Source organism: Haloferula sargassicola (assembly GCF_040362925.1).
Classification (GTDB): domain Bacteria; phylum Verrucomicrobiota; class Verrucomicrobiia; order Verrucomicrobiales; family Akkermansiaceae; genus Haloferula; species Haloferula sargassicola.
In genome coordinates this window covers 275,624-299,774 of sequence record NZ_BAABRI010000002.1, presented here as the reverse complement: position 1 = coordinate 299,774, position 24,151 = coordinate 275,624, and the positions used below count along the sequence as shown (strand labels likewise).

Genomic DNA, 24,151 nt, shown 5'->3' with positions numbered 1-24,151 from the left:
GACTTGCTTTAGAAGCGGAGCTTGATGCCGATGGTTCCGATCTGTGCGAGGCCGCGCTGGGTCGTATACTCCTCGGTCCGCCAGGTATGCGCGTAGCTGAACTCGACGCGCCGGTAGCGGATCCCGAAGCCGGCGTAAACCTCCGCCACCAACGGCCTCCGCTCGATGCCGGTGTTGAAATCGCTGAACAGGGGACCGTCGAGCGTGGCATCGTGGCCCACCGCCGTCAGCTGGCCGCCCGCCAGCAGGAAGACCGACCAGTGGCTATCGTAGTCAAAGCCCGAGTTGAAGTAGTGATGCGTGTAGGCGGTCGGCGACAGTCTGGGATCCGAAAAGTCCGGCGGCAGATTGTAGCCCATGCGGAACATCCCCCCCACGTGGGTGTCGGTGCGGAAGGTTCCAAGGCGCGCGCCCCACTCGGTGATGCCATCGACCCGGATCACGCCGTAGCGGAAGTTGGCAAAGTCGAGCCGGCGCTTCTGGATGAAGCTGAGATCGACGGTGAGTTCCGAGGGGATTTGATTGGCCCAGCCGTTGAACTTCGTGGCCCCGCGGATGTCATGAATGAAGTCCTGCGTTTCCTCGGCAAGCGACGCGGGCCCGGTGGCACCGATGCTCAGTTCCACCGAGTTGAGGATTTTCTCGTCCTTGGCATGGAGGGAAAAGCCGAGCCCGGTCCAGCCTGCGTAGCGCCGCTGGTAGGGCGGCTGCGTGTATGGCATGGCGTCCTGCGGCGTATACATCAGCTGGGTCAGGGAGAACCCGTAGTTGTATACGATCGACTTCGGGTCCTCGAAACCGGTGATCGTCTGGAAAACCCCGAAGCTCTGCGGGTCGCCCGTGAGACGCCGCAGATAGCGCTGGACGCCGATGAGGCTTTCCACGGGTTCGTTGCCCGAGATCCAGGCCAGCCGGGCGCCGTTCGTGTAGTCTCGGTCGCGACCCGCGAAGAGATCGTTATCCAGATAGAAGGTGAGATAACCGTCCTCGTCGAAGTTCGGGTCCGGTAGCGCTGCCCAAGCAGGCAGACAGGCGAAACCCAGCGTGATCAGTCCGAGAAGCGTCTTCATTGGCCTAACAACCAGACGCCATGAAACGGGGAGGCGCAAGGCCTCCCCGTGCAAAAAATCCGTCCCGTCGGCGGAAGTCATTCCGCGGTGTGCACCGCGTCGCTGGCGTCGTCCACCGCCTCCTCCACCCGGTCCCCCACCTCATCCGCCTTGTCCTCGGCGGGAGACTTGGGTTCGCAGGAGATGAGAGGAAGAACGGCTCCGGCCAGCCCGACGAGCAGAAGCTGTGATTTCATAATGATCATGGCGCGTGATGGGGTTGGAGTGCGGGTTGGAAGCGTCCTGCCAGTGCTTCAGGGTGTGCCACCCCGGAAGGCCCGGCTGAGAGCCGAAATCACCAGCAGCACGAGGAAGATCACGAACAGAATCTGGGCGACCTGCGAAGCAGCGCCGGCGATTCCAGTGAAGCCAAGAACGCCAGCGATGAGAGCCAGCACGAGAAAGATAAGAGTCCATTTGAGCATAAGGTCCTTTCGTTGTTACGGGGATTCCAATCGCAGGCCCGGTGCCTTCGTGGGATTGAACTCATCAAGAACTGATCATCAGTCACTTGCATCCACCGCGCACCGCTTCCCCGACGGCCTCCGCCGTGCATTCGGCATTTTCCGACGGCAGCCGGAGAGGTAAGTCGCAACGGACGCAACCGACGCCGCCCGAGCGGGCCAAATCGTGAACCGGCCCGGTGATGCTAGACAGGCCAACAGGCCGGGTGCATGCTCGCGGCATGTTGCGGGTCGCAATTGCCATCATGGCCCTGGGTTTCGGATGCGCCAGTGCGGCCCCGAAAATCGCCGGGGTGCGCATCTCGGACATCTACCAAAAACTCCAGGTTTCCCACGAGATCGAGGACCGTGCCACCGAGGCCCGCCGGGCGATCGGCAAGGACCCCCGCTTCGCCGCGCTGGCGGAAGCGGTCAAGAAGCTGGAAGAGCTGGAGGGCCAGCTCGCCAAGTCGCAGGACCTCGATCGCCTCAGCCGCGAGCGCCTGCAGCAGCAATACCTCGTGAAGCGCGACGAGGAGGCCTCGCTGCGCCGCGAAGTGCAGCTTTACCAGGCCGAGCAGCTGAAGACCGTCAACGAGCGGATGGTTTCGGAAATGACCGACCAACTCGGGAAGATTCAGGAAGCGGCCGCCGGGCTGGCCCGTGAGAAGGGTTTCGATCTTCTGCTCGATCTGTCGGGAAAGACGAATACTTCCCTTCCCTTCGTCGTATACGCCAAGGACCCTGTTGACCTCACCGACGAGGTGGTGTCCCAGTTCACGATCGTGGACGCCGCGCAAGCATCCCCTTCCGAACCGTAATCTCCCCATTCATGGAAAACGTCGCCGAATTCATCAAGCAGCCCTTCGTTTGGGGCCTCGCCCTGGGCCTGATCCTCGCCTTCTTTGCCTGGAAATCCGGTCTCTCCACCAAGCTCCGGCTTTCCCGCGACATCCGCCGCTTGGAAAACGAGCTGCGGGAGCTTCAGGGCCACCTCAACACCCAGCTCAAGATCAATGCCCAAGGCAACCAGGCGCTGCAGGACGAGCTGAAGGTGCTGCGCGAGCAGAACGAGAATCTCCGCATCTCCAACGCCACCCTCCAGACCAAGCCGGGCCGGGCCGAAGTGAAACAATACCAGATCATGGAGGCCGCCGTGCGCCAGATGCGCGAGCAGGCACCGGGATTCGCTCCCGCCTGGGAAAAGGCGCTGCGCGACGCCGAGTCCGACTTCGAAGCCGGCGAGAACGGCATCCGGCGCTTGGTGCGCCGCGTGATGCCCGCCATCGGCTACCAGGGAGGCAATCATCCGGCCAGCGACGACAAGGATGATAATGACTGAGCTCGTCGAGTCGGACCCCGACGGATTTCGTTAAAGCAAACAGGCCGCGGTAAACCCACCGCGGCCTGTTTTGTAAATGATGATCAAGGGGGAGCAATCAGCCCGCCACTCCTTCCACCGGCTTCGGCAAAGGGACTTCCTTCCGGCGGAGCGCTTTGCGCATCTTGGTCAGCGCCACGTTCTGGAGCTGACGAATGCGCTCGCGGGTGACCCCGAACTCGCGTCCGACCTCTTCCAAGGTCATCGGCTTCTTGCCGTTCAGACCGAAGCGCTCATCAATGATGCGGCGCTCGCGCTGGTCCAGAATCGCGAGCAGGTCATCCAGCTCGCCGTGGAGGTTCTTGTCGGTGAGGGCATCGAGGGGATTCTCGGCACGTTCGTCGCCGATGATTTCGCCATACTGGGTGGCTTCCCCTTCGTTGACCGGCGCATCGAGCGAGGTCGGACGCTGGGACGCCTGCTTCAGCATGGCCAGCTTGCGGCGGGGCAAGCCGATCTCCTCGGCCAGTTCCTCGTCCGTGGGCTCGCGCCCCAACACTTCGGCCAGCATCGTCGAAATCCGGCGCATCTTGGCGATCTTGTCGACCATGTGAACGGGCAGGCGGATGGTCTTGCTCTGGTTGGCCAGGGCACGCTTGATCGACTGCTTAATCCACCAGGCGGCATAGGTGGAGAGCTTGCCGCCCTTCTTCGGATCGAAACGCTCGACCGCCTTCATCAGGCCGATATTTCCCTCGGAAATGAGGTCCGACAGCGGCAGGCCGTAGCCGGAATAGTCCTGAGCGATCTTCACCACGAGACGCAGGTTCGCATTGATCATGTGCGTCCGGGCCTTCTTGTCGCCCTTCTTGATGCGGGCGGCGAGCTCGACCTCTTCCTCCGGCGTCAACAGCGGTGTCTTGGAGATTTCGCGGAGGTACAGCTTCAAATTGGAGTCGCTTTCCATGTCGGTTGTCAGGTTGAGGTTGAAATGCTGAAAATCGGGATTCTATTGAGGTTAAACGCCACGGGTGGTGAAATTATTCCGAAAAACACGCCCGACTTTGTAATGACATTGTTGTCACCTACTTCGGTGAGTCTCGTCCATTTCCTGCCAGCAATGGACGTGCCGCGCCGGATGCCAAGCGATGCGGGTGGAGGGAGGCCCTTTCTATCAACAGGTTGCCAACGGTGCCGGACTATTCCCGCTGCCGGAGGGTGGCGGTCAAAGCGTCGCACTGTGGCAAAACGCACGCCGCATTGTGCATTCTTGACACAGCTGGGGCGGATTTGTCCGGCATCGGGTCGAATTCCTTCCTCCGGAACGAAAGATCGGCTTCCCTCGTCGCGAAACTGAGGAGAGATCGTCGTCGTGCTTGAACTTCAGGAAGTTTGTTTCGCCATCACCAAGGATGGGAACCCGCTCAATTTGGTCGACCAGGTGTCCATCCAAGTGCCGAAAGGCCATTTCATGGCCATCGTCGGACCCTCGGGCTGCGGGAAGACCACCCTTTTGAGGACCATCGCCGGTCTCAATCCGGAATCCGCCGGCTCGCTCTTCTGGGAAGGCCGGAACCTCTCGGAAGACCAGGATTTCGACCCTTCGGAAATTGGCTACGTGCCCCAGTTCTCCATCGCCTACGAACCCCTCACGGTCGATGAGTCCATCGAAGCCGCCACCCGCTTGCGCGTGCGCACCGCCTCGGCCGAGCAGCTGGACCATCGGATCGACCGCGTCCTCGAGGAAACCGGGCTCACCGCCATCGCCGACCGCCAGGTCAGGGTGCTTTCGGGCGGCCAGAAACGCCGGCTGGGACTGGCGATGGAGCTGGTTTCCGATCCGAAGCTCCTGCTTTGCGACGAGGTCACCAGCGGCCTCGATCCGCGCTCCGAGCGGGAGGTGGTGCGGCTGTTGCACGATCTCGCCCGGCACGACGGCCGCATCGTGCTCTCCGTGACCCACTCGCTCGCCCACCTTGAGCTCTACGACTCCGTGCTGGTCCTCCACGAAGGCCGCGTGGCCTTTCACGGACCGCCGGGCCACCTGACGCATTACTTTTCCGTCGATGACACCGAGGAGGTCTATCCCAAGCTCGCCACCCAGCCGAGCGAGCGCTGGCAGAGCTCGTGGATGAAGCACCGCGACGCCTACGAGGGAAAAATGATCCGCCTCGCCGGGGGCGCGCCGGCGGAGGAGAAGTCGGGCGCCGCCTCGCCGGGGGAACCCGCCCCGCCGGAACCCACGGTCCGGGGTCCCGGCTTCTTCGCCCAGCTCGGCACGCTTCTTTCCCGCCGCTGGCGGATCTTTTTCCGCGACAAGGGCCAGATCTTCCTCCAGCTCGCCATCATCGTGTGCTTTCCGCTGTTGGTGACCCTTTTTTCGGACAAGGCGGAGGGCCCGATCGCCTCGCTTTCCGATTCCCGGCAGGAAAACCTCCAGGCCGAGATCCAGGAGCAACGCATGGTCCGCCAGGAACAAGTCAAGGTGGGGTCCGCCGTCAGCGGCATTATCATGTTCCAGGTCATCCTGCTGTCGCTCATGGGCTCAAACAACTCCGCCCGCGAAATAGCCGGCGAGCGCAACATCTTCGAAAAGGAGAAGTTCGGCGGCGTGAGACCCACCGCCTACCTGACCAGCAAGATCATCTTCCTCGGCGTGCTCGTCCTGGTGCAGTCCGTATGGATGGCGGCGTTCGTCAACTTCTTCGGCAGCTTCCGCGGCGACTTCCGGACCCACCTGATGTTCCTGCTGCTCGTCAATGCGGCCATGACCTCCGTCTGCCTCGCCATTTCCGCCCTCATGAAGACCGCCGAGCAGGCGTCCCTGCTGTCGATCTATCTGGTCGGCTTCCAGCTCCCGCTTTCCGGGGCCGTCCTCGCCTTGCCGGAGCATGTGGAAAAGTTCACCCGGCCCTTCATTTCGGCCTACTGGGCGTGGTCCGGCAGCGTCAGCGCCCTCGATGGGAAAGTGCTCAATGCCGTCAAGTCGGTCATCGACACCACCCTGTCCGGGCGGGAGACTTGCCTCTTCACCCTCGGTCTCCATATCGCAGCCGGGCTGCTGGCGGCCTGGATCGGCACCCGCCGGCACCATTGGCAGCATTGATTTTCCCGTCCGCCCGTTTTTTCATTCCATCGATCTCATGCCACGCCGCGCCAGTTCAGGACCCAAGCCCGCCCTCATCGTGGGGGTCGTCGCCCTCCTCGTTGCCGCCTTTTTCGGGGGAAAACTCCTGCTCGGCGGGCGCTCCGCCGCCTCGGACCTGGACGGCGCGCCCCTCGACATGGCGCAGGTCGAGGAAAACGCCAACGCCCTGCGCGGCAACAGCTACGTCGTCAATGGCAAGGTCGATGGCAAGCTGACCTGGACCGTCGACCGCGGCCAGCTCATCTCCCTGCAGGTGGGCCAGGATGCGACCCCGAAATTCCTCGGCATCGAGATCCCCGCCAACCTTTCCGACATCAACATCGAGCGCGGTCGCGACTACGCCTTCCGGGTGCGGTTCCGCGATGGCGGCATCGCCGTGGCCGAGGAAATCCAACCGCTCTGAGCCACCGCCATGAAAACTCCTGCCCTGTTCTGCCTCACTGCCTCGCTGGCGGTCGCCCAAGTCTATGTCCCGCCGCCGGCCGCGGAAAAAAACCCCGACGGCCCCGCGCAGGACACGGTCATCCGACGCGAGCCCCAGCAGCCGAACAGCCAGCCCGTTGCCGGCAACGAGCTGCCCTTCCTCGATCCCTCCAGCGAGCTCGTCAGCTGGAACGGCCACAGCTGGGCCGCCACCGACAACCGCCTGCTTTCCGCCCGCTTCGAGCGCTACCTCAACGAACCCGCCGACGATTCGGAAGAGGCTGTCGAATATCGCGACACCATCGCCGAGATCCTCGCCAAGATCTCGCCCCACCACGAAGGGGGGCCGGATTTCTCCGGCGCGGTTGCCCTGCTGCCCCGCGCCTCCACTTATCCCGGCGATGCCAAACTCTGTGACTCGCTTTCCCAAGCGATCTACGCTGCCGTGCTTTCCAAAAAAGACGTGGCCAAGACGCGTGCCCTCAACGAGGCCATGGAGCAGGAGAAGCAACGCGTCATCGGGGATGCCGACTGGAAGAGCGCCATGGACCGGGACAGCTCGCTGAACCAAACTGCGAAGACCAACGAGTCGAAGACCAATGCCCAGGGTGGCACCCCCGGCACTGCATCCAAGCCTGCGGAAACTCCCGGCCGAGGGATGCAATCGCTGGAATACCAGGAAGCCGTCCGACGGATCGCGGAAATCGAGGCTCTCAAGAAGTCGAACATCGCCAAAAACGAGGTCCAGCTCATCCAAGCGAAAGCCCAATACCAGGCCCTGATGGTCCAGTTCTTCGTCCAGCGCCGCTTTCAGCACGTGATGATGGCCGCCCGCTTCTACCACCAGGTTTTTTCCGATGGCGACAACCGGCTCCGACTCAAAAAGGACTCCGAGGTCTCCAAGATGCTCAGCGAAACTTTCGGCACCAGCCCCACCGTGGCGGCGATCGACGCGCTCGCCAACGAGGCGATCCGGGATATCGACAAGGGCGTCGAAGCCTTTTCCTTCCTCGCTGAGCGCGGCGAACTCGAAAGCGCCTCGAAGCGCTTGAGCGAAGCCTACATGGTCGGTGAGTTCATGCCTTCGGTCCAGACCTTGGCGCGCGAGAAGAAGCGCCGCATCCTCGAATACGTCCGTCAGTCCTACAAGCTCATCGCCGCACTCGACTCCAAGGACTACACCCTCGCCCGCGAGCTGGTCGATGAACTGAAGGAAACCGCCGCGGATTTCGATCCCACCAAGGCCGAGGCCGCCATCGCCGCCTTCACCCGAGTCAGCAACATGCACATCGACTCCGCCAAGTTCGCCGCCTCGCAGGGCGATAACGACAAGGCCGCCACCGAAATCCAGAAGGCGATGGAAGTGTGGCCGCAGAATCCCAAGCTCGAAGAATTCGACCAACTCGTCGAGCAAGGCAGCGGGCTCGCGAGGATCCGCCAGGACTTCGACCGCCTGCTCAGCGAGAGCAACTTCCGCGAGATCCACCGCCGGCAATATGAAATCGCACCCGCCATCCAGGGCGACGCGACCCGTGAGGACGCCTTCAAGCAAATTGTCGGCAACATCTTCCGCATCGACGGCGCCTTGGAGAAGGCCTCCGAGTTCGAGAAAATGGGCCAGCCCTACGCGGCCTGGGAGCAGCTCGCCACCTTGCGCGAAGAATTTCCCGACGATCCCAAGCTCGGCCGGGAGCTTGAGCAGCTGGCCCCCAACGTGGCCGACTTCACCAAGGCGCTCGACCGCGCCCGGGGCTTCGAGAACCGGACCGACTCCCAGATTGGCTCGGCACTGAGCTGGTATCTCAAGGCTCGCTCGATCTACCCGGACAGCTCGCTCGCGAAGGACGGCATCGACCGCCTGGCGGAAAAAATCCTCCCTGCATCGGCCAACTAACGGTCGCCGGGAACCGAGGGGAACGCTCAGTTTTCCAGCGCGGCGGCCAGCTGGCGGAGCAACGGATAGCTGTAGATGCCATTCGAATGACCGTCGGCCCAACGGATCTGAAGCCCGTATCCGCCGACCTGGTCCATGCCCGCGATCTCGCAGCCGCGATCGCCGATCGAGGTTTCGGGAACCACGACGCGCCCAAGGGCATCCGGCTCCCCCTGACACTCCGCACACGGGCAGGCGCGGCGGAGGAAAAGCAAGGGCAGGTAGGCCTCAAATCCGTCGTCGAAGGCAAGAGCCAGCTCTCCGCCGATCACTGCACAATGTTCCAGTTTCATGTTGGGTCGCTGCGCGCTCCGAATATCGCGGTTCCCACGCGGATCAAGGTTGAACCCTCGAGGATCGCCATTTCGAAATCGCCACTCATTCCCATGGAGAGTTCGCTCCAACCGGAACCGGAATCTCCGGCCAACTCATCGCGAAGCTCTCGAACCCGCCGGAACCACGCTCTCGCCCGCTCGGGCAGTTCCTCCTCGGGCGGAATCGCCATCAGACCGGCAACCTGCAGATTCTCAAGGGCCAGGATCTCGCTTCGTCCGGACCGCAGCGCGTCGGGGGAAAAGCCGCCTTTCGAGTCTTCGTCTGCGATGTTCACTTCGAGAAACACCATCGGACGGATGCCCAGTTCTCCAGCGATCCGATCGACGTGGCGGGCCAGCTTGAGCGAATCGATGCTGTGGATGACCGCAAACCCGGCTTCGAGCACCTTCCGCACCTTGTTCCGCTGCAGCGTTCCGATGAAATGCCACTCGATGTCGTCCGGCAGGGCCCTGATCTTCTCTTCCGCCTCCTGTTGGCGGCTCTCCCCGAAGGCCCTCTGTCCTGCCTCATAGATCGGGCGAACTCCCGAGGTTTCGACGGTCTTCGAAACCGCAAGCAGCTTCACCTCCTCCGGATCGCGACCGGCAGCCTCACACGCGCGGGCCACCCGATCGCGGACTGCGCCAAGCCTCGCACCGGGGCTCATCAGCGAAGGTTCGACGACTTCAGCATGCCGGCCATTTTCGCGTCGCGCGTGACGTCAACCAGATCCCCCATGATCGACAAAGCCTCGCGCTTGTAGGGATCGAGGCCGCTCGGCCATTCCGGGGTGGTATCGAGTTCCTCGGTCTTGTCCTTGGCGCGGCGCATGTAGCCGCTGTTCTCCTCGGCCGGATCGAACACCTTCATGGGCTTGTCTTCCACGGCATCATCCAAGGTCAGCTTGTAGAAGGTGAGATCCTTCTTGTCCGTGGTCTCCATGTCCGCAAAGCGCTTGCGACGCTCGGCGTTGCGCTCGTGCTGCAGCTTGTCGGCATCCTTGAGTTCGGCCTCCCGGTCGGCCATCACCAGCGAGATTTCGTTTTCGGCACGGCGCTTGGTTTCCCGCGCCACATCCTCGCGGACGTATCCAAAGTCGGTCGATTCCTCAACCCGCTTGGCACTCATCTCGCGGAGATGCGGAAGAAACAAGTCGCTCTTCGGACTGGGATCGAAACCCGGAGCGGGCCGGATGACATCGTGATCGAGTGCGTGATCGAGGTAGGTTTCCCCGATTTCCAAGGCGTCGGTGAGGCTTGGCAGGACCACGTCGGGGATGACCCCTTGGTTCTGGGTCGATGAGCCGGAGGGACGGTAGAACTTCTGAATGGTGACCTTGAGGGTCCCCGCCCGCTGTCGGTCGGCGAAGAAAGGCATGTGGCGCCCGATGTCCATCGGCTGCTGCACGGTGCCCTTCCCAAAGGTCGAGGACTCTCCGACGATGACGGCGCGGTTATCGTCCTGCAGGGCTCCGGCGAGGATTTCGCTCGCGGAAGCGCTGCTCTTGTCGGTGAGAACGATCATCGGGCCGGAATAAATCGGGCGGCGGTTCTCGGATTCCTTCACCTGGACCTGACCCAAGGTGTTCTTCACCTGCACGACCGGGAGCCGCTTGGTGAAGAAGCCGGTCATGCGCCGCACTTCCTCCAAAGCCCCGCCGCCGTTATTGCGGAGGTCGAGGATCAGGCCATCGATCTCTTCCTTGTTCAGCCGGTCGAGAAGGGCTTCGACATCGGCCGAGCAGCGGGTGTCTCCGCCGTCAAAGTCCGCATAGAAAGAGGGGAGCGTGATGACGCCGATGCGCTGGTGCTCGTCGTCCTCGCCGACGCGATCAATCACCTCGGCCGTCGCCTGTTCATCCTTGAGTTCCACCTTGCCGCGTTGAATGACCAGCAATTCGGAATCGCCGGGAACGCCGCCGGCCGGCTCGACCTTCAACCGCACTTCGGTGCCCTCCTTGCCGCGGATCAGATCCACCACCTTGTCGATTTTCATGAACATGATGTCCACCATGTCCTCGGGGTTGCCGGAATTGTTCGGATCCACGCCGACAATCCGATCGTTCAGACGGAGTTCGCCGGCCCGGTCGGCGGGCCCGTTCACCACGATTCCCATGATCTTGGTGGCCCCGTCCTCCTCGGCCTGCAGCAGCGCGCCGATGCCGACCAACTGGTTGCGCATGTCATCGCGGAACCGCTCCATCTGCTTGAAGCTGAGATAGTCCGTATGGGGATCAAACGTCTTCGCCACGGCGCTCAGAAAGTACGTGGCGACGTCCTCTTCATCCACGTCCCGCACGGTGTGGAGGAAACGCTCATAGCGGAGCTTGATCTTGTCCTCCGGGCTGCGCTCGTCCTTGAAAAGCTCTTCCTTGGACTGTTCCTTGGCCAGCTTCAGAACCATTTCGCGGCGGAGCCGCTCGGAGAGAAGCGCTTCCTTGACCTGTTTCCGGAAGAGATCCTTGGCTTCCGCTTCATCTTTGGGCCAGGCCGCCTCCTTCCGGGACCGCATGATGGTCTCGGGCTTGGTGAAATCGATGTTGTCCTCGGAAAGGACCTCGTTGGCCTGCGCCACGCGGCTTTCGACCCTCTTGACGAAGGTTTCGTAAATGTCGGTGGCGGCCTCCATGCTGTCTTTCTCCAAAAGCATGGTGGCCAAGCGATCACCATACTGCTTTTCGAAGCGATCCACGTCATGCTGGGTGAAATAAATCCGCCCATAGTCGAGGTCGCGCAGGTAGGTGGCGAGGAAATCATCGCTCAAGTCCTTGAACGATTGGCTCGCACGGTCGAAGTGGCTGTTTTGAAGCATGATCGCCATTTGGCACCCGACTTGGTTGAAGTCGGTCTGCTGGGCGCAAGCTGCCAAGGTTCCTGCCACGGTGACGGCCAGGGCCGCCGCTGCCTGGGATTTCATTCCGATCATGCGATTAAGCTTAAGAGCAAGGGTGGAAGGAGCCTCGCACACCGCGCGGGGTTGTCGAATCCAAAACCCCTGAGGCTCCACCCCTACTAGCGTCGCGAATCCGGGATTTTTTCATTCCCCCGCATTTCCATCCATTCGCGGAATTTCGCCTCGCGCGCGGCTGCCTCAAGATCCGGGTCGATGTTCCCATTGGGAAGAGGAGTGCTCAGGGGCCGGGGCGCCAGGATGGCCCGGATCTCCAAGGTGTCCGCCCCTCGCCTGACCTGGAAAACAACCTCGTCGCCCGGCTTCTTTCCGCCCACGAGACGCCTGAACTGGCTCGGGGGATCGGCATCCGCCAAGGCGATGTCGTTCACCGCGAGAATGATGTCTCCGACCTGAATCCCCACCTTCTCCGCGGGCATCCCCGCGGTGATGGCCCCCACCCGGACTCCTTCTTCAGCGGGTCCCATGGCGATGCCGAGAAAGCCCGGCCCTTTCCGATCCAAGGCATCAAGCACCTCCGACCTGAGCACTTCGGTGATCATCGACCGGACCTCGGGATCCGTAGAATCCGACACAGCCCGGCGCAACGACTCGAGCCCATCGCGTCCGTGGCTTTCCATCCAGGATCGCAGCCGCCGCTGACCCGCCACGCGCTCCGGATAATCCTCGCTCTTAAGCGATTGCATCAATTCCTCCGGCACGGAAGGCACCTCCGCCCGGACGCAAAACGGGATCCCCGCCGCAGCGAGGATCCCCCCTTGAATGATTCGGATGAAACGTCCAGCGGAGCTTCGGTTCATCGCCCGCTCACCGGCCGAAGATATTCTTCTGAGGAATCTCGATGGTGTCGTTCGGCTCCACCGGCACGGTTTTCGATTGAATCTCGAACATGTTGTATTCGCGGATCTTGCCGTCGCGCAGCAGCTTTACCCGATACATGCTGCCGAATTCATTGGCTCCTCCCGCCGCTTGAATCGCATTGTAGAGGGTAAGGCCCCGGAAATACTTCACCGGCCCCGGCCTGCGGACGTAGCCCCCGACGGTCAGCATCAATTCCGCCACCGTCTCGTCACTGCTCGAAATCACCTGCACCGTGGGGTTGGTATAGATCTGGGCGGCTCGATAGCTCGCTTCGATACTCCGGCCCAGTGATTCAGGACTCAACCCGGCGGCCCTCACGTTGCCAATGAACGGCATCCGGACAAAGCCCGACTCGGACACCGGATAGGTGTTGTTGACCCGAGCCGCCTCTTCCGGCGGAACCCCGAGAATGCGGATCTCAATGGCACGCCCCGCCTGAATGGCGGTCTGGCCTTGAACCTGGGTTTCAAGGGCGAACAGGCAAAGGAGTAGATAGAGGAATGTTTTCATCGTGCGGGATGGGGTCGAATCCGGATCGGGCTTAATAGAGGTCGTCGTGCTCCTTGGTATCCAAAGTCCGCGTCGCCTGAGCCTTCGTCGACGACTTGGGTTTGGCTCCGCTGGTGGGCGCGGGAGCGTCCGAGGGTGCGTAGTAGGTGTAGTAGCTGGTGTAATACTGGTACTGGCTGTCGCTCCGAACGTCCACATTGTTCAGCACGACACCGATCACATGCCCGCCGACGCCTTCGACCGTCGATTTCACCCGCTGCAGCATGTTGCGCGGCAATTTCCGGTGCTGGACGACGATCATGGTGAGGTCCACTTCGCTCGCCAGCACCGAGGCGTCGCTCACGCCGAGGATCGGAGGAGAGTCGATCAGGACGAGGTCGAAGCGTTGCTTCACGTCCTGAATCAGTTCGGACATCCGGCGCGAGTTGAGAATACCCGCCGCGTCCGCAGGCAGGATGCCGGACGGCATGAAATAGAGATTATCGACCGGCGTTTGGAGGATCACATCTTCAAGCATCAGGTCGGTGGTAAGGTAATTCGTCAGCCCGACCGAATTGTTGATTTCGAAGAACGTGTGGAGACGCGGGCGGCGAAGGTCCGCATCAATCATCAACGTGGTGTAGCCGCCCTGCGCGCAAATGTAGGCCAGGTTCACCAGAGTGGTGGATTTGCCTTCACCCGCACCACCCGAAATCACGGTGATGGCGTTGTCCTCCGGATTCTTCCGATTGAACTCGATGTTGGTCCTGAGGATTCGATAGGCCTCGGCGTCCGGGCTCATGCCACTTTGCTTGTAAAGAACGCCGACGTCCTTGGGGATCACGGCAAGCACCGGGACCTGGAGATAGCGCTCCACGTCCTCCAAGGTCTTCACCGAGGTATCGAGATATTCGAGCAAGAAAGCGATCCCAACGCCGAACACGAGGCCGACGATCGCACCCAGAGCCAGGTTCAGAGTGATGTTCGGGCTGACCGGAGCTTGGGACTCAACCGGCTCTTCGTGGACGATCACGGGATCCTCGGAAATCCGCCGCTGCATCTGCTCTCCGATCTCCTTGATCTTGAGTTCCTCCAGCAAATCCTGCGCCGTCTCGAAATCGGACCGGGCCTGATCAAAGCTTTGACGCGCAATGCCCATGGTCACGGCATCCTCCTCCTTCGAGTCAGCGGCCACTTTGAGGCGTTCCGCCTGCTCCCGCGTCAGCTCGAGCTGGGCGTTGAGCGTCTGCCGCAGTGCGAGCACTCCGTCCTCCAGTTGGCCCTTGAGACCCTCGATGATCTCCTTCTGCTGCTTCACGTTGGGATGGTTCTCTCCCAGTCCGCCCGCCTTCAATGCGTTCATTGAGCGCTGGGCTTCCAGATACTGCGGATGAAGCGTCCGAATGACATTCTCCGGCAGATTCAAGCCCGAAGCATAAGTCATCAATTGGTCACCGTCATAGCGAAGGAGCGTCTCGATCTGGCTCTCAAGGCGGATCCGCTCTGCCTCAAGTTCCGCGTAGCGCTCGGCGGCACTCCGGGCATCATCGATTTCGGTATAGGTCCGGTTGTTGATCCCGGATTGGTTGGAGACATAGGGAATCTTTTCGGTCCGGATCAGCGTGGTCAGGGCCTGACGCTTCTCCTCCACCAAGTCCTCCTGGGCGATCACCGCATCCCTGAGCTCCGAGAGTGCTTGATCCGACCGCTTGTTTTCAAGCTCCCCCCGACGAATGCGGTAGGCCTTCGAAACCCGCTCGGCAATCATCCGGGCGTCTTGGGGATTCTGTGCCCGGACTTGGATCTCGATCAGGTCCGTTCCCCGGATGTTCTGAGCGTCGATCATCCCAGCCAGCTGATCTCGAACCTGCTCCCGGTCGAGATTCCAGTGGTTGGTGAGGTCGAGCTCGTCGATGACGATGTCCAGGGTCTTCTGGGAGGTGATGACCTTGAACTCAGTCTGCAAGAAGGACTGGGAAAGGTTTGACGGGGCTCTTGCCACCCCGGGCATCACCTCCATCGCCGGGGTGCTCAACCGCACCTGGAGAACCGCCTTGGACTCGTATCGCTTCGGCATCACGTAGGTGATGACCAATGCGGTCATAAAGACCAACAGGAAGGCCAATAGGATGATCCCGTATCGATTGCGAACTACCTGCCAGTAATCGACTGCATGGAGTCCGGCTTCGGAGTTGGAGGAGTTGGGAGAGGTCATGGAATTCGAGTGCCGTCTATTTGCGGATGGAAGCGAACCATTTCAAATCAAAAACTCCCGCAATGATGGTCATTGCGGGAGTTCATTGAAATTTCGACTAGTTTGAGAACAGTGAAATCGAGATCAGTTCAGAAACCTTAAGCGAATGGAATGGGATCAGAATTCAGCACGAACTCCGACGCTGACGCGGTTGCGGTCGTAGGAGTATCCGACGAAGTCCGAGCTGCTGTCGGTGTAGTTGTAGCTAACCGTTCCATAAATGCTGTCAGCGAACTTCACGGAGAGACCCACATAAGCATTCACCAGATCTTCATCGATGCTGTTGGCGGTGAGCGGGCCGACACCCGACACCAAGCGTCCGTCATCAAACTGAGCACCGATGTAGTCGACTCCACCGAACAGGCTGAGCATGGGGGAGATCATGTATTCTCCCGACACGCCCACCCGGAGGGTCCGACGATCATCGAAGTCATAAAGCGGCCCAAGGGCCACTTGACGGACGGTGTCGTACGGCTCGGATCCATACCGAACAAAGCTACGGATCGAAAAGACATCGTTGATGCGGCTGCGAAGAGCCAACTCCGCGTAGGGGTTGGTGCTATCGCTTCCGAAAAGAGCGTCCGATTGCCGGATCTGAGCACCCGCTTTGGCAACGATGATCGTGTTCGGGCTGAAACGATGCTCAAGACCGAGAAGGATGTAGTGAGACGACGAATCAGCAGCGAGGCCGTCGGCATCCGTCTGGCTGTAGCGGTAATCAAGGGTAGCAACCGACTGCGGCGACAGCTGATAACGGAACTGCTGGTAAACGCCCCAGATAAGACGATCGGAGTTCGTCACCGCGCTGTCATAGTCAAGACCGGTGACATTGAAGCCGGTGTAGGTGGCCAGACGCTCCGTCCAGCGGTAACCGATGGAATTGTCGGTCTGCCAGTAGAGGTAGGCATCAAGCTGGCGGGAGGTCGCGAAACCGTAAGCGTAGTCCGGCTCGAGCTCATAGGCGACAAAGTTCCGGGTGCTGAAACGGAGACGTTCCGAGAAACGGTGCGTCCAGTTCACCCCGATCCGCGACTGCGGGTAGATATCGTCGGTGCCAATGGCGGCAGGCTGATCGATGTAGTAGACGAGCCCCAAACGGGCATAGACATCGAGAGTGGACTGGGGAGTGATGTTGACGAAGGACACCCCGACATAGGGGTTCAAGCTGAACGCCTCGTCATTGGCACCGGGGCCGACCGCGGTGGGCGTGACATTGTCATCCCAGATGGCGTTGACGCCGACCACCCACTTGAGCGGGAGGCTTTCCTGGGCTTCGGATCCGATGTAATAGAGGCCTTCGGCAGCGTGCACTGATCCCAGAGCGGCTGCACCGGCGAGAAGGGCGGCAAAGTTCGATTTCATGATCTTAAGAGAAGTGGATGCAAGGGGGAGGAGCGGATGAAGGCGGGCCGAAGAAATTTCGAAGCCTTCATGGACGCCCCACTTTCACGGATCGTTCAGGAGAGCGGCGGATAATACATGTTCGGAACCGTTCCCGTCGGGGGTTCGATGACCGGAGGAACCGTTTGCGGCGGCACCGTAGGAGGGGGTCCGACGGGAATCAGCGGGTTGCCACCAGGACCGCCCGGATTGGGACCGACGGGGCCCTGACCCGGGAAATCGAGAGGATTCCAAGCGGGCTTCACTTCAATCGGAGCCTTGGGGCTCTTGGCATCGCTCATCATCGGCTCGCCGCTTCCGGGATCGATCCGGGCCATCAGCATCTGGACCTCATTGAGCGAGTCGGGGGCCACAGCCACCGCGCATTGGGCGACCAGGCGAAGTTGATCGGGGGCCACCGAGGCTGCCACCTCAACGATGGAGGCAACTGCCTTGGCATCTGCGTCAGAGGCGGCAATCGCAGCCTTCACGACTTCGCAAGCGCAGTCGGGATTGGCGGCCACCTGCTTTTCGACCACTTCGAGAACCTTCGAAGAATCGGCGGCGACGGCGTGCTTGACGGTGACGGACAGCTCAATGCAGTCCGCTGCGGAAGCCACGTGCGCACCGAAGGCGGCCGCAGCTAGAACGAGGAGTCGAGACGTTGGTTTCATGACGCTAATTGGAGAGGATGCTTGGTACTGGATTGGTACTGGAGCGGGTAGCGGGAATCGAACCCGCATAGCTAGCTTGGAAGGCTAGAGCTTTACCACTAAGCTATACCCGCGCTTTCGGATGACCTGTTACTAACCACCCAGCGGTTAGCCCGGCAAGGCTTTTTTCAAAATGGTTTAAGGTTTCGGCAAGGCGTTTCTGCGCCGGAAAATGGGGTTGCTTTCCGCGGGTCCGGCCGTTACGGCGCGGGCAGTTCCTTGCGGGTGTAGTTCAATGGTAGAACGCGAGCTTCCCAAGCTTGAGGCGTGGGTTCGATTCCCATCACCCGTACCCCCCTTTAAATCAAGGGCTTGCTGAGGTAGGGCGAATTCCTTTCGGCAAATCGCCACGGGAATTCCGAGCCCCGCGAGATGCCGATGCGCGCTCCCGCCGCGATCTTGACCGGCCCGGTGCGCGGACGAATCCCCTTCCCTGGTCCGCCCAGAAACTTTTTGGCGTGGGCGTCACTCCGGATGCCGAACGCCTGGCAGAGCTTCCCGGGCCCCGAGCAGAGCTGGATTTCCCGGCGGGTATGGCGACGCTCTTGCATCAGCTCCAGTCCACCGAGCGGCTGGATGGCGCGGAAAAGCACGAAGCCAGCCCCTCCCGAATCCTTGGTCAGGACGTTGAAAAGCCAATGGACGCCGTAGTTGAGGTAAACGTAGGCGGTTCCCGCCGGGTGGCGGGCGACGAATTCCCGGGCGCTCGGCCGGCTGAAGGTGTGGCAGGCAGGATCGCCGTGCTCAAGGTAGGCTTCCGTTTCGACAATCCTCCCATGGCAGCCCCCCCAGAAGAATTCGGCCCCGATGAGGTCCCGCGCGCATTGGATCGCGGAGTTCTCGAAAAACCGGGCTGTCAGGGAATCGCCCATTTCAGAGACCGGTCGGATGGTCGATGAATCCGGCTTCGATACCGAATCCAGCGCCGAGCACCTCCGCCAGCTTCCTCACCCCGAAGGTTTCGGTAGCGTAGTGGCCGGCGTAAAAGACGTTGATCCCCATTTCCTCGGCGAGCGGATAGCTCCAGTGGGGGCCCTCGCCGGTGATGAAGGCATCGACGCCGGCCATCGCAGCCTCCGCAACCTGCGACCCGGCACCACCCGTGCAAAGTCCCACCTTGAGGACTCGCTCCGGGCCCCCGGGACAAACGTGCACGGCTCCCCCGACCGCGCGTTCCAAGCGCTCGGCGAGTTCATCCCGCCTGATCTCCATGCCTCCGGTCAATCCCACCGGCAAGCCCTTCCATTCCAGAAAGGTTCCGTCGGGTTTGAAACCGATTGCCTCCGCCAGCAGGCAGTTGTTTCCCCACTGCGGATGGACGTCGAGCGGCAGATGGGCGGAGTAAACTGCGAGCCCGCCCTCGATCGCCGCCTTGAGTTTCCGCCAATGCCCTCCGACGATGGGCTGAGCGCCCTGCCAGAACAGTCCGTGATGCACGAGCAAGAGATCAGCTCCCGATTCGACGGCTTCCAGCACCACCGGCAGGGACGCATCCACCGCGGCCATCACCTTGCGCACCGCCCCGCCATTTTCCAGCTGGAGCCCGTTGACGGCGCCCGAGTAGTCAGGAATGTCACCGATCCTCAGTTCGCGATCGAGGAAATCGCGGATCTCTCGCAGCTCAGCCATGCTTCTGAGCTAGATCCGTCCCCTCGAAAAACCGAGCCAAATCCGGCGGCAGCGGGCACTCCCAGCGGAGCTCGGCCCCCCGCCATTCCACCCCCAGTGCCCGCGCATGCAGGGCCTGCCGCGGCAGCATCAGGCGGGCCTCGATTTCCGGCGTGAGCCGGTCCTCGAACTGCGCCAGATACGCCTCGCCCGCCGTTCCGTAGATTTTGTCCCCCACCAACGGATGCCCCACATGTTCCAGATGCGCCCGGATCTGATGGGTTCTGCCGGTGAGGGGAAAACAAATCATCCGCGCGAAGGCCGCCCCCTCGCGTGAAAATCGGGCCGCCACCTTGAAGCCGGTGCAGCACGCCCGCCCATCCGGATGCACCCGCTGACGGAGCCAGATGGCCGACTCCCCGGCCTCGCCGGCCCGCAGGATTGGCTCGTCCACCTGACGTTCGTCCCACTCCGGCCAACCGTGGACGATCGCCTCGTATTCCTTGTGCGCCGAGCGCCGGGCGAGCTGCCCTCCCAGCTCACGGGCCGCTTCGGGGTTTTTGGCGATGAGCACCAGGCCGCTCGTTTCCCGATCCAGGCGCGTCAGGATCGAAAGCCGCCCTCCGCCAGCCAGCTCTGCCGCCAACAAGGCCTCGAGCCCGCCGAGCAAGGTTGGCTCGACTTTGCCGTTGGCGGGATGCACGGCCAGGGGAGCGGGTTTGCTCACCACGATCCAGTCCGGCGACTCGTCGATCACCTCGAATTCGCACACCGCCCGCATGGGGCAAGTAGCAGGAACCAAGCAGCCGGTAGCGAGGGAAATCCGCCCCGCCCTTGCCTCCCGCCGCAGGTCTGGGTTCCAATTCACCCGCTCCATCCACCGATTCTCATGTCCACTCCCACCCAGAACCTCGCCGTTCTCATCGACGCCGACAACGCCTCGCCCGCCAACATCGCCGACCTCCTCGACGAGGTCGCCAAATACGGCACCGCCAGCGTCCGCCGCATTTACGGCGACTGGACCACCGACCAGCTCCGCGGTTGGAAAAAGCAGCTCCCCGAGCACGCCATCCAGCCCGTCCAACAGTTCGCCAATACCAAGGGCAAGAACGCGACCGACAGCACGATGATCATCGACGCCATGGACCTGCTCTACACCGGCCGCTTCGCCGGCTTTTGCCTGGTCACCAGCGACAGCGACTTCACCCGCCTCGCCACCCGCATCCGCGAGGACGGCCTCTCGGTCTATGGATTCGGCCAGAAAAAAACGCCCAAGCCCTTCGTCGCCGCCTGCGACAAGTTCATTTACACCGAGATCCTCGGCGCCAAGTCCGATGACACCTCCGCCGCCGGCAAACGCACCGCGCCGGCCCAGCTCAAGAGCGACACCAAGCTCGTCCGCCTGCTGCGCGATGCCGTCGAGGCCGTCGCCTCCGAGGAAGCCGGCTGGGCCCAGCTCGGCGGCGTCGGCTCGCACATCCAGAAAAGCCGCCCCGACTTCGACTCCCGCAACTGGGGCTACGCCAAGCTCAGCGGACTGCTCGAGGCCATCGGCATCTTCGACGTCAAACGCGAGTCCAACCACGTCCTGATCCGCGATCCACAAGCCAAATAGCGTCCCCGCCGGCACCAGCACTGCCGACGCCGTGGGTGCGGTTTACCCTTGCCTCTTCCGGTCGGCTGCTGGCTACTTCCGCCCCATGTCCGCCGACGCGCAACACACCCTGGCCGCCGCCGCCACCCTCGAAGGGACCTCGCTGCACACCGGCTCGAAGGTCACCCTGACCCTCAAGCCCGCCCCGGAAAACCACGGCTTCAAGTTCCGCCGCACGGACATCGCCGACCAGCCCTTCATCGATGCCGATGTCGACAAGGTCCAGACCGTCGAGCGCGCCACCACCCTCGCCGAGGGCTCGGTCAAGGTCCACACCGTCGAGCACGTCCTGTCCGCGCTCTGCGGGCTGGGCGTCGATAACGCCATCATCGAAATGGACGCCAACGAGCCGCCGATCGGCGACGGTTCGTCCACGCCCTTCGTCGAGCTGATCAAGAAAGCCGGCATCGTCGCCCAGAACGCTCCGCGGAAAACCTGGGAAATCCGCGAGCCCATCCACCTCGAGACCGGCGACGGCTCCCTGCTCACCGTCGTCCCCTGCAAGACCTTCCGCGTGTCCGTCACCAACGTCGGCCCCGAGGGACGCTTCACCCAGTATTTTTCCACCGAAGTCACCCCGGAGATCTACGAGAAGGAAATCGCGCCCGCCCGCACCTTTGTTTACTACGAGGACGTCAAACCGCTCCTCGACAAGGGGCTCATCAAGGGAGGCTCCCTGGAAAACGCCGTCGTCGTCCGGGGCGACCAGGTCATGAGCAAGGAAGCCGTCCGTTTCCCCAACGAATTCGCCCGCCACAAGGCGCTCGATCTGATCGGCGACCTGATGCTCTCCGGCAAGCGCATCCTCGGCCACGTCATCTGCATCAAGCCCGGCCACGGCCCGAACACCAAGCTCGCCGCCACCCTCAAGCGCGAATACGCCCGCGTCCGCTCGCTGGCCGCGCCGTTTGCGATTCCCTCCGGCGAGGCCGTCCTCGACATCAACGACATTCTCCAAATCCTCCCCCACCGCTACCCCTTCCTGCTGGTGGACCGGATCGTCGATTTCGAAGGCGATACCAAATGCGTCGGCGTCAAAAACGTGACCATGAACGAGCCGTTCTTCCCCGGCCACTTCCCCGGCCACCCGATCATGCCGGGGGTGCTCCAGCTTGAGGCCATGGCCCAGGTTTCCAGCGTGCTGATGCTCCGGAAGCCGGAAAACGCCGGCAAAATCGGTTACTTCATGAGTGCCGACAGCGTCAAATGGCGCCGCCCCGTGCTGCCCGGCGATTCGCTCTACATCGAGACGGAGGTCATCAAGATCCGCGGCTCGATCGGCTCCACCCGCTGCCGCTGCCTGGTCAATGGCGAGGTCGCTTCCGAGGCCGAGCTCAAGTTCGCGCTGGTCGACAAGTGACCCGCCTCCGGCAGGCGCTCATCCTCTTCGGAAAACAAAAGCGGCACCTCGTGGGAGGTGCCGCTTTTCATTAGCCGTGGGCTCAGAGGTGGTCGAACCAAGAAGAGGGTCAGCAAATCCATATGCCCACGCCGACCACGGAAGCGATCGAGGCGACGAACATGCCGGCGGTCACGGCGAGCAGCTTGCTCAGCTTGGCTTCCGCTTCAGGCGAAGCAGCCTGGCCAATCGTGGCACCACCACGAATCGCCGCCGCTTGGGCGGCCGAGTAGGCGGTGCGATATTCGTTGAGTTGGGCGGCGGTGGTCATGAGGGCCGTTTGGTTTACGGGTCTGTAATACCAATCGACCTTGGGGGTCACAAACGCCAAATATTAACGGAATCACGGATACGGGATCGCGTAGGGTGGCTCCCTGATCCCATTGCGCCGCCCGGACTTATCGGGTCAAAAGTTTGGCAATCAACGTCTTATGGAGTTCATTAAGACATCTAAAGCAACTTCTCGCCGCCGGTTCCTTCCCCAATTTCATGCCGATTTGACCTGAAAAAAACTTTCGGTGGCGCTCCATTTCGCCCCTCCATCCGCCGACGCTCGGCCTCGTTTTTACAAACGGCCCTCCTCAATGCCTGCCTGGATCATCTCGTTCGATAGCTTGTTTTGGAACTCGAACAGATCCCGCCGGCGATCGCTGACCGGCGTCACCGCGCCACTCTGGCGTGACCGATAGAGGTCGGAAATGTCGAGGTCGGTCACCAGCATCGTCTCCACGTTCGCATCGGCCTGGCTCTGGATGCCATCGCGGGCGAATTCGAAGTCGCTCGGCGTGAAGACCGCCGCGCGGCCGTAGTGGATGTCCATCGCCGGCACGTCCGGCAGGTTGCCCACCACGCCGGCGGTCACCACGTAGATCTGGTTCTCGATCGCCCGCGCCGCCGCGCAGGTGCTGACCCGCAGGTAGCCCTGCCGGTTGTCGGTGCAGTAGGGAACGAACAGGACCTCGATGCCGCGGTCCGCCAGATACCGCGCAGCTTCAGGAAACTCGACGTCGTAGCAGATCAGCACGCCCACCCGCGCCTTCGGCGTCTGCACCACCACCAGGGAGTCGCCGCCGGAAATGCCCCACCAGGTCTTCTCGCTCGGCGTGATGTGGAGCTTCGGCTGGCAAACGTAAGTCCCGTCCGGCTTGAAGATCATCGCGGTGTTTTCCAAGCGGCCATCCGGCTGCTCGACCGGGTGCGAGCCGGCAATCAAATACAGCCCTTGCTCGCGGGCGAGCGTGCCCATCAGCTCGACGAACTGCGGCGTGAACTCCGCCAGCTTGCGGATGCCCTCGCGCGAGCCCATCGGCTTGAGGTGGCTGAGCAACTGCACCGAGAGAAACTCCGGAAACACCACGAACTCCGCCCCGTAGTCCTCGCCCGCCGTTTCCACGAAGTAGCGGACCTGGTTCGCGAAGTCGTCGAAGCCATCGACCTTGCGCATCGAGTACTGCACGCAGGCCACGCGCACCTTGGTGCCCTCCTTTTCGCTGCTCGCCTGGTATTCGGGGTTCAGCCACTCGATCAGGCTCGCGTAGTCCTTCGAGCGCGGGTCGCGGATGTAGTTCGGCATCACATCGCGCACCGCGAAGCCTTGGGAGATCTGGAAACCCAGCACCGGGTCCTTGATCTTCCCGTCCTGCACCTGCCACACGTACTCCTCCGGCGTCAGCCGATCGGCGTGGTCGGCGTAGTTCGAGAGCCGCCCGCCGGCGAGGATCCGGCGCAGGTTCAGCCGCCGGCACAGCTCCCGCCGCGCCTCGTAGAGAACCTTGCCGATCCCGCGTCCCTGCGCCTCCGGATCGACGTACACCTCGGCCCCGTAGAGGGTGTCCCCCTGCGGGTCGTGGTTGTAAAAATAGCCATCATCGGTGATGCCGTAGTAGGTGTGGGCGCGCAGCGGATTGCGGCCCATCGAAACGATCAGCGAAGACGCCACGCCGACGATCTTTCCGTCCACGATCGCCACCAACTGGCCCTCTTCGAACACATTCAGGTGTGAGCGGAGTTCATTTTCCTCCCACGCTCCATCCGCCGCCACCATGTGCGGAAAACAGCGGCGGTGGAGGGCGATCATCGATGGGATGTCATCGACCCGCGGATTCCTCACCAGCACCGTTCCCTTTTCCGTGTCGTATTCCTTCGGCAGCACGGGCCCAGACTCGATGGAATTCCCCGAAACTGCAAGCGA

Annotated in this window: 24 protein-coding genes and 2 tRNA genes; 8 read left to right on the top strand and 18 right to left on the bottom strand. The window is 62.0% G+C overall.

Going from position 1 to position 24,151, the window contains the following annotated elements; all coding sequences use genetic code 11:
• Positions 1–8 precede the first annotated feature (8 nt).
• The 3 genes from ABXH26_RS02750 to ABXH26_RS02740 all read right to left on the bottom strand — a co-directional run bounded on the left by ABXH26_RS02750 (position 9) and on the right by ABXH26_RS02740 (position 1,534).
• The gene (locus ABXH26_RS02750) at positions 9–1,070 is read right to left on the bottom strand and encodes a lipid A deacylase LpxR family protein (RefSeq protein ID WP_353565498.1); all 1,062 of its coding nucleotides are present in this window, start codon (positions 1,068–1,070) and stop codon (positions 9–11) included.
• A 77-nt stretch (positions 1,071–1,147) separates the two neighbouring features.
• Positions 1,148–1,306: a hypothetical protein gene (locus ABXH26_RS02745; RefSeq protein WP_353565497.1), complete on the bottom strand. Its 159-nt coding sequence runs from the start codon at positions 1,304–1,306 to the stop codon at positions 1,148–1,150.
• A gap of 57 nt (positions 1,307–1,363) precedes the next feature.
• Positions 1,364–1,534, bottom strand: a complete 171-nt coding sequence (locus ABXH26_RS02740; protein ID WP_353565496.1) for a DUF1328 domain-containing protein — start codon at positions 1,532–1,534, stop codon at positions 1,364–1,366.
• A 260-nt stretch (positions 1,535–1,794) separates the two neighbouring features.
• Here ABXH26_RS02740 and ABXH26_RS02735 point away from each other — a divergent pair, with 260 nt between their 5' ends.
• Together ABXH26_RS02735 and ABXH26_RS02730 are read left to right on the top strand one after the other, a co-directional pair.
• Positions 1,795–2,373: an OmpH/Skp family outer membrane protein gene (locus tag ABXH26_RS02735; RefSeq protein ID WP_353565495.1), complete on the top strand. Its 579-nt coding sequence runs from the start codon at positions 1,795–1,797 to the stop codon at positions 2,371–2,373.
• Between the two features lie 11 nt (positions 2,374–2,384).
• Positions 2,385–2,894 carry a hypothetical protein gene (locus ABXH26_RS02730; protein ID WP_353565494.1) on the top strand — a complete coding sequence of 170 codons (510 nt, stop codon included), beginning with the start codon at positions 2,385–2,387 and terminating at the stop codon, positions 2,892–2,894.
• A gap of 97 nt (positions 2,895–2,991) precedes the next feature.
• On the opposite strand, the gene ABXH26_RS02725 is transcribed toward ABXH26_RS02730, so the two are convergent.
• On the bottom strand, positions 2,992–3,840 hold the full coding sequence (locus ABXH26_RS02725) for a sigma-70 family RNA polymerase sigma factor (protein ID WP_353565493.1): 849 nt from the start codon (positions 3,838–3,840) through the stop codon (positions 2,992–2,994).
• Positions 3,841–4,245: 405 nt separating this feature from the next.
• On the opposite strand from ABXH26_RS02725, the gene ABXH26_RS02720 reads away from it, so the two are divergent.
• From ABXH26_RS02720 to ABXH26_RS02710, 3 genes are read left to right on the top strand one after another with little or no spacing between them, the layout of a single operon-like run.
• A complete protein-coding gene (locus ABXH26_RS02720; protein WP_353565492.1) occupies positions 4,246–5,979 on the top strand; it encodes an ABC transporter ATP-binding protein/permease in 1,734 nt (577 codons plus the stop codon).
• 37 nt (positions 5,980–6,016) lie between these two features.
• A complete protein-coding gene (locus tag ABXH26_RS02715) occupies positions 6,017–6,424 on the top strand; it encodes a hypothetical protein (RefSeq protein WP_353565491.1) in 408 nt (135 codons plus the stop codon).
• 9 nt (positions 6,425–6,433) lie between these two features.
• Positions 6,434–8,338 (top strand): hypothetical protein, encoded by a 1,905-nt coding sequence (locus ABXH26_RS02710; protein WP_353565490.1) that lies wholly within the window; start codon positions 6,434–6,436, stop codon positions 8,336–8,338.
• A gap of 26 nt (positions 8,339–8,364) precedes the next feature.
• Here the strand turns inward: ABXH26_RS02710 and ABXH26_RS02705 are convergent, their stop codons facing one another.
• The 9 genes from ABXH26_RS02705 to ABXH26_RS02665 form a co-directional block, all read right to left on the bottom strand.
• Positions 8,365–8,670, bottom strand: coding sequence for a gamma-butyrobetaine hydroxylase-like domain-containing protein (locus ABXH26_RS02705; RefSeq protein ID WP_353565489.1), 306 nt, complete (start codon positions 8,668–8,670; stop codon positions 8,365–8,367).
• Positions 8,667–9,359: a YggS family pyridoxal phosphate-dependent enzyme gene (locus tag ABXH26_RS02700; protein WP_353565488.1), complete on the bottom strand. Its 693-nt coding sequence runs from the start codon at positions 9,357–9,359 to the stop codon at positions 8,667–8,669. Before ABXH26_RS02700 ends, ABXH26_RS02705 begins: the two co-directional genes overlap by 4 nt.
• Positions 9,359–11,608, bottom strand: a complete 2,250-nt coding sequence (locus ABXH26_RS02695) for a carboxy terminal-processing peptidase (RefSeq protein ID WP_353565487.1) — start codon at positions 11,606–11,608, stop codon at positions 9,359–9,361. Before ABXH26_RS02695 ends, ABXH26_RS02700 begins: the two co-directional genes overlap by 1 nt.
• A gap of 95 nt (positions 11,609–11,703) precedes the next feature.
• Positions 11,704–12,288 (bottom strand): PDZ domain-containing protein, encoded by a 585-nt coding sequence (locus ABXH26_RS02690; protein WP_353565486.1) that lies wholly within the window; start codon positions 12,286–12,288, stop codon positions 11,704–11,706.
• A 121-nt stretch (positions 12,289–12,409) separates the two neighbouring features.
• Positions 12,410–12,973: a polysaccharide biosynthesis/export family protein gene (locus ABXH26_RS02685; RefSeq protein ID WP_353565485.1), complete on the bottom strand. Its 564-nt coding sequence runs from the start codon at positions 12,971–12,973 to the stop codon at positions 12,410–12,412.
• Between the two features lie 31 nt (positions 12,974–13,004).
• Complete coding sequence (locus tag ABXH26_RS02680; protein WP_353565484.1) at positions 13,005–15,167, bottom strand: GumC family protein; 2,163 nt, start codon at positions 15,165–15,167, stop codon at positions 13,005–13,007.
• A gap of 156 nt (positions 15,168–15,323) precedes the next feature.
• The gene (locus ABXH26_RS02675; RefSeq protein WP_353565483.1) at positions 15,324–16,568 is read right to left on the bottom strand and encodes a hypothetical protein; all 1,245 of its coding nucleotides are present in this window, start codon (positions 16,566–16,568) and stop codon (positions 15,324–15,326) included.
• A 95-nt stretch (positions 16,569–16,663) separates the two neighbouring features.
• Positions 16,664–17,125 carry a hypothetical protein gene (locus ABXH26_RS02670; RefSeq protein WP_353565482.1) on the bottom strand — a complete coding sequence of 154 codons (462 nt, stop codon included), beginning with the start codon at positions 17,123–17,125 and terminating at the stop codon, positions 16,664–16,666.
• Between the two features lie 174 nt (positions 17,126–17,299).
• Positions 17,300–17,373: transfer RNA gene (locus ABXH26_RS02665), tRNA-Gly, on the bottom strand.
• Positions 17,374–17,520: 147 nt separating this feature from the next.
• On the opposite strand from ABXH26_RS02665, the gene ABXH26_RS02660 reads away from it, so the two are divergent.
• Positions 17,521–17,591: transfer RNA gene (locus ABXH26_RS02660), tRNA-Gly, on the top strand.
• 7 nt (positions 17,592–17,598) lie between these two features.
• Here the strand turns inward: ABXH26_RS02660 and ABXH26_RS02655 are convergent.
• From ABXH26_RS02655 to ABXH26_RS02645, 3 genes are read right to left on the bottom strand one after another with little or no spacing between them, the layout of a single operon-like run.
• Complete coding sequence (locus tag ABXH26_RS02655; protein ID WP_353565481.1) at positions 17,599–18,171, bottom strand: DNA-3-methyladenine glycosylase; 573 nt, start codon at positions 18,169–18,171, stop codon at positions 17,599–17,601.
• 1 nt (position 18,172) lies between these two features.
• The gene (locus ABXH26_RS02650) at positions 18,173–18,928 is read right to left on the bottom strand and encodes a Nif3-like dinuclear metal center hexameric protein (RefSeq protein WP_353565480.1); all 756 of its coding nucleotides are present in this window, start codon (positions 18,926–18,928) and stop codon (positions 18,173–18,175) included.
• Positions 18,921–19,688, bottom strand: a complete 768-nt coding sequence (locus tag ABXH26_RS02645) for an RluA family pseudouridine synthase (RefSeq protein WP_353565479.1) — start codon at positions 19,686–19,688, stop codon at positions 18,921–18,923. Before ABXH26_RS02645 ends, ABXH26_RS02650 begins: the two co-directional genes overlap by 8 nt.
• Positions 19,689–19,796: 108 nt before the next feature.
• Between ABXH26_RS02645 and ABXH26_RS02640 the strand changes: the two genes are divergently transcribed.
• Both ABXH26_RS02640 and ABXH26_RS02635 read left to right on the top strand, forming a co-directional pair.
• Positions 19,797–20,522, top strand: coding sequence for an NYN domain-containing protein (locus ABXH26_RS02640; protein WP_353565478.1), 726 nt, complete (start codon positions 19,797–19,799; stop codon positions 20,520–20,522).
• Positions 20,523–20,607: 85 nt separating this feature from the next.
• On the top strand, positions 20,608–21,921 hold the full coding sequence (locus ABXH26_RS02635; protein ID WP_353565477.1) for a bifunctional UDP-3-O-[3-hydroxymyristoyl] N-acetylglucosamine deacetylase/3-hydroxyacyl-ACP dehydratase: 1,314 nt from the start codon (positions 20,608–20,610) through the stop codon (positions 21,919–21,921).
• 109 nt (positions 21,922–22,030) lie between these two features.
• Here ABXH26_RS02635 and ABXH26_RS02630 read toward each other — a convergent pair whose 3' ends face one another.
• Positions 22,031–22,231 (bottom strand): hypothetical protein, encoded by a 201-nt coding sequence (locus ABXH26_RS02630; protein WP_353565476.1) that lies wholly within the window; start codon positions 22,229–22,231, stop codon positions 22,031–22,033.
• 294 nt (positions 22,232–22,525) lie between these two features.
• Positions 22,526–24,112: a GNAT family N-acetyltransferase gene (locus ABXH26_RS02625; RefSeq protein WP_353565475.1), complete on the bottom strand. Its 1,587-nt coding sequence runs from the start codon at positions 24,110–24,112 to the stop codon at positions 22,526–22,528.
• Positions 24,113–24,151: the final 39 nt, after the last annotated feature.

Excerpts from the sequence above, each read along its gene's own strand:
- ABXH26_RS02750 (WP_353565498.1), bottom strand. The coding sequence starts at position 1,070 with ATGAAGACGCTTCTCGGACTGATCACGCTGGGTTTCGCCTGTCTGCCT.
- ABXH26_RS02745 (WP_353565497.1), bottom strand. The coding sequence starts at position 1,306 with ATGAAATCACAGCTTCTGCTCGTCGGGCTGGCCGGAGCCGTTCTTCCT.
- ABXH26_RS02740 (WP_353565496.1), bottom strand. The coding sequence starts at position 1,534 with ATGCTCAAATGGACTCTTATCTTTCTCGTGCTGGCTCTCATCGCTGGC.
- ABXH26_RS02735 (WP_353565495.1), top strand. The coding sequence starts at position 1,795 with ATGTTGCGGGTCGCAATTGCCATCATGGCCCTGGGTTTCGGATGCGCC.
- ABXH26_RS02730 (WP_353565494.1), top strand. The coding sequence starts at position 2,385 with ATGGAAAACGTCGCCGAATTCATCAAGCAGCCCTTCGTTTGGGGCCTC.
- ABXH26_RS02725 (WP_353565493.1), bottom strand. The coding sequence starts at position 3,840 with ATGGAAAGCGACTCCAATTTGAAGCTGTACCTCCGCGAAATCTCCAAG.
- ABXH26_RS02715 (WP_353565491.1), top strand. The coding sequence starts at position 6,017 with ATGCCACGCCGCGCCAGTTCAGGACCCAAGCCCGCCCTCATCGTGGGG.
- ABXH26_RS02710 (WP_353565490.1), top strand. The coding sequence starts at position 6,434 with ATGAAAACTCCTGCCCTGTTCTGCCTCACTGCCTCGCTGGCGGTCGCC.
- ABXH26_RS02705 (WP_353565489.1), bottom strand. The coding sequence starts at position 8,670 with ATGAAACTGGAACATTGTGCAGTGATCGGCGGAGAGCTGGCTCTTGCC.
- ABXH26_RS02700 (WP_353565488.1), bottom strand. The coding sequence starts at position 9,359 with ATGAGCCCCGGTGCGAGGCTTGGCGCAGTCCGCGATCGGGTGGCCCGC.
- ABXH26_RS02695 (WP_353565487.1), bottom strand. The coding sequence starts at position 11,608 with ATGAAATCCCAGGCAGCGGCGGCCCTGGCCGTCACCGTGGCAGGAACC.
- ABXH26_RS02690 (WP_353565486.1), bottom strand. The coding sequence starts at position 12,288 with ATGCAATCGCTTAAGAGCGAGGATTATCCGGAGCGCGTGGCGGGTCAG.
- ABXH26_RS02685 (WP_353565485.1), bottom strand. The coding sequence starts at position 12,973 with ATGAAAACATTCCTCTATCTACTCCTTTGCCTGTTCGCCCTTGAAACC.
- ABXH26_RS02680 (WP_353565484.1), bottom strand. The coding sequence starts at position 15,167 with ATGACCTCTCCCAACTCCTCCAACTCCGAAGCCGGACTCCATGCAGTC.
- ABXH26_RS02675 (WP_353565483.1), bottom strand. The coding sequence starts at position 16,568 with ATGAAATCGAACTTTGCCGCCCTTCTCGCCGGTGCAGCCGCTCTGGGA.
- ABXH26_RS02655 (WP_353565481.1), bottom strand. The coding sequence starts at position 18,171 with ATGGGCGATTCCCTGACAGCCCGGTTTTTCGAGAACTCCGCGATCCAA.
- ABXH26_RS02650 (WP_353565480.1), bottom strand. The coding sequence starts at position 18,928 with ATGGCTGAGCTGCGAGAGATCCGCGATTTCCTCGATCGCGAACTGAGG.
- ABXH26_RS02645 (WP_353565479.1), bottom strand. The coding sequence starts at position 19,688 with ATGCGGGCGGTGTGCGAATTCGAGGTGATCGACGAGTCGCCGGACTGG.
- ABXH26_RS02640 (WP_353565478.1), top strand. The coding sequence starts at position 19,797 with ATGTCCACTCCCACCCAGAACCTCGCCGTTCTCATCGACGCCGACAAC.
- ABXH26_RS02635 (WP_353565477.1), top strand. The coding sequence starts at position 20,608 with ATGTCCGCCGACGCGCAACACACCCTGGCCGCCGCCGCCACCCTCGAA.
- ABXH26_RS02630 (WP_353565476.1), bottom strand. The coding sequence starts at position 22,231 with ATGACCACCGCCGCCCAACTCAACGAATATCGCACCGCCTACTCGGCC.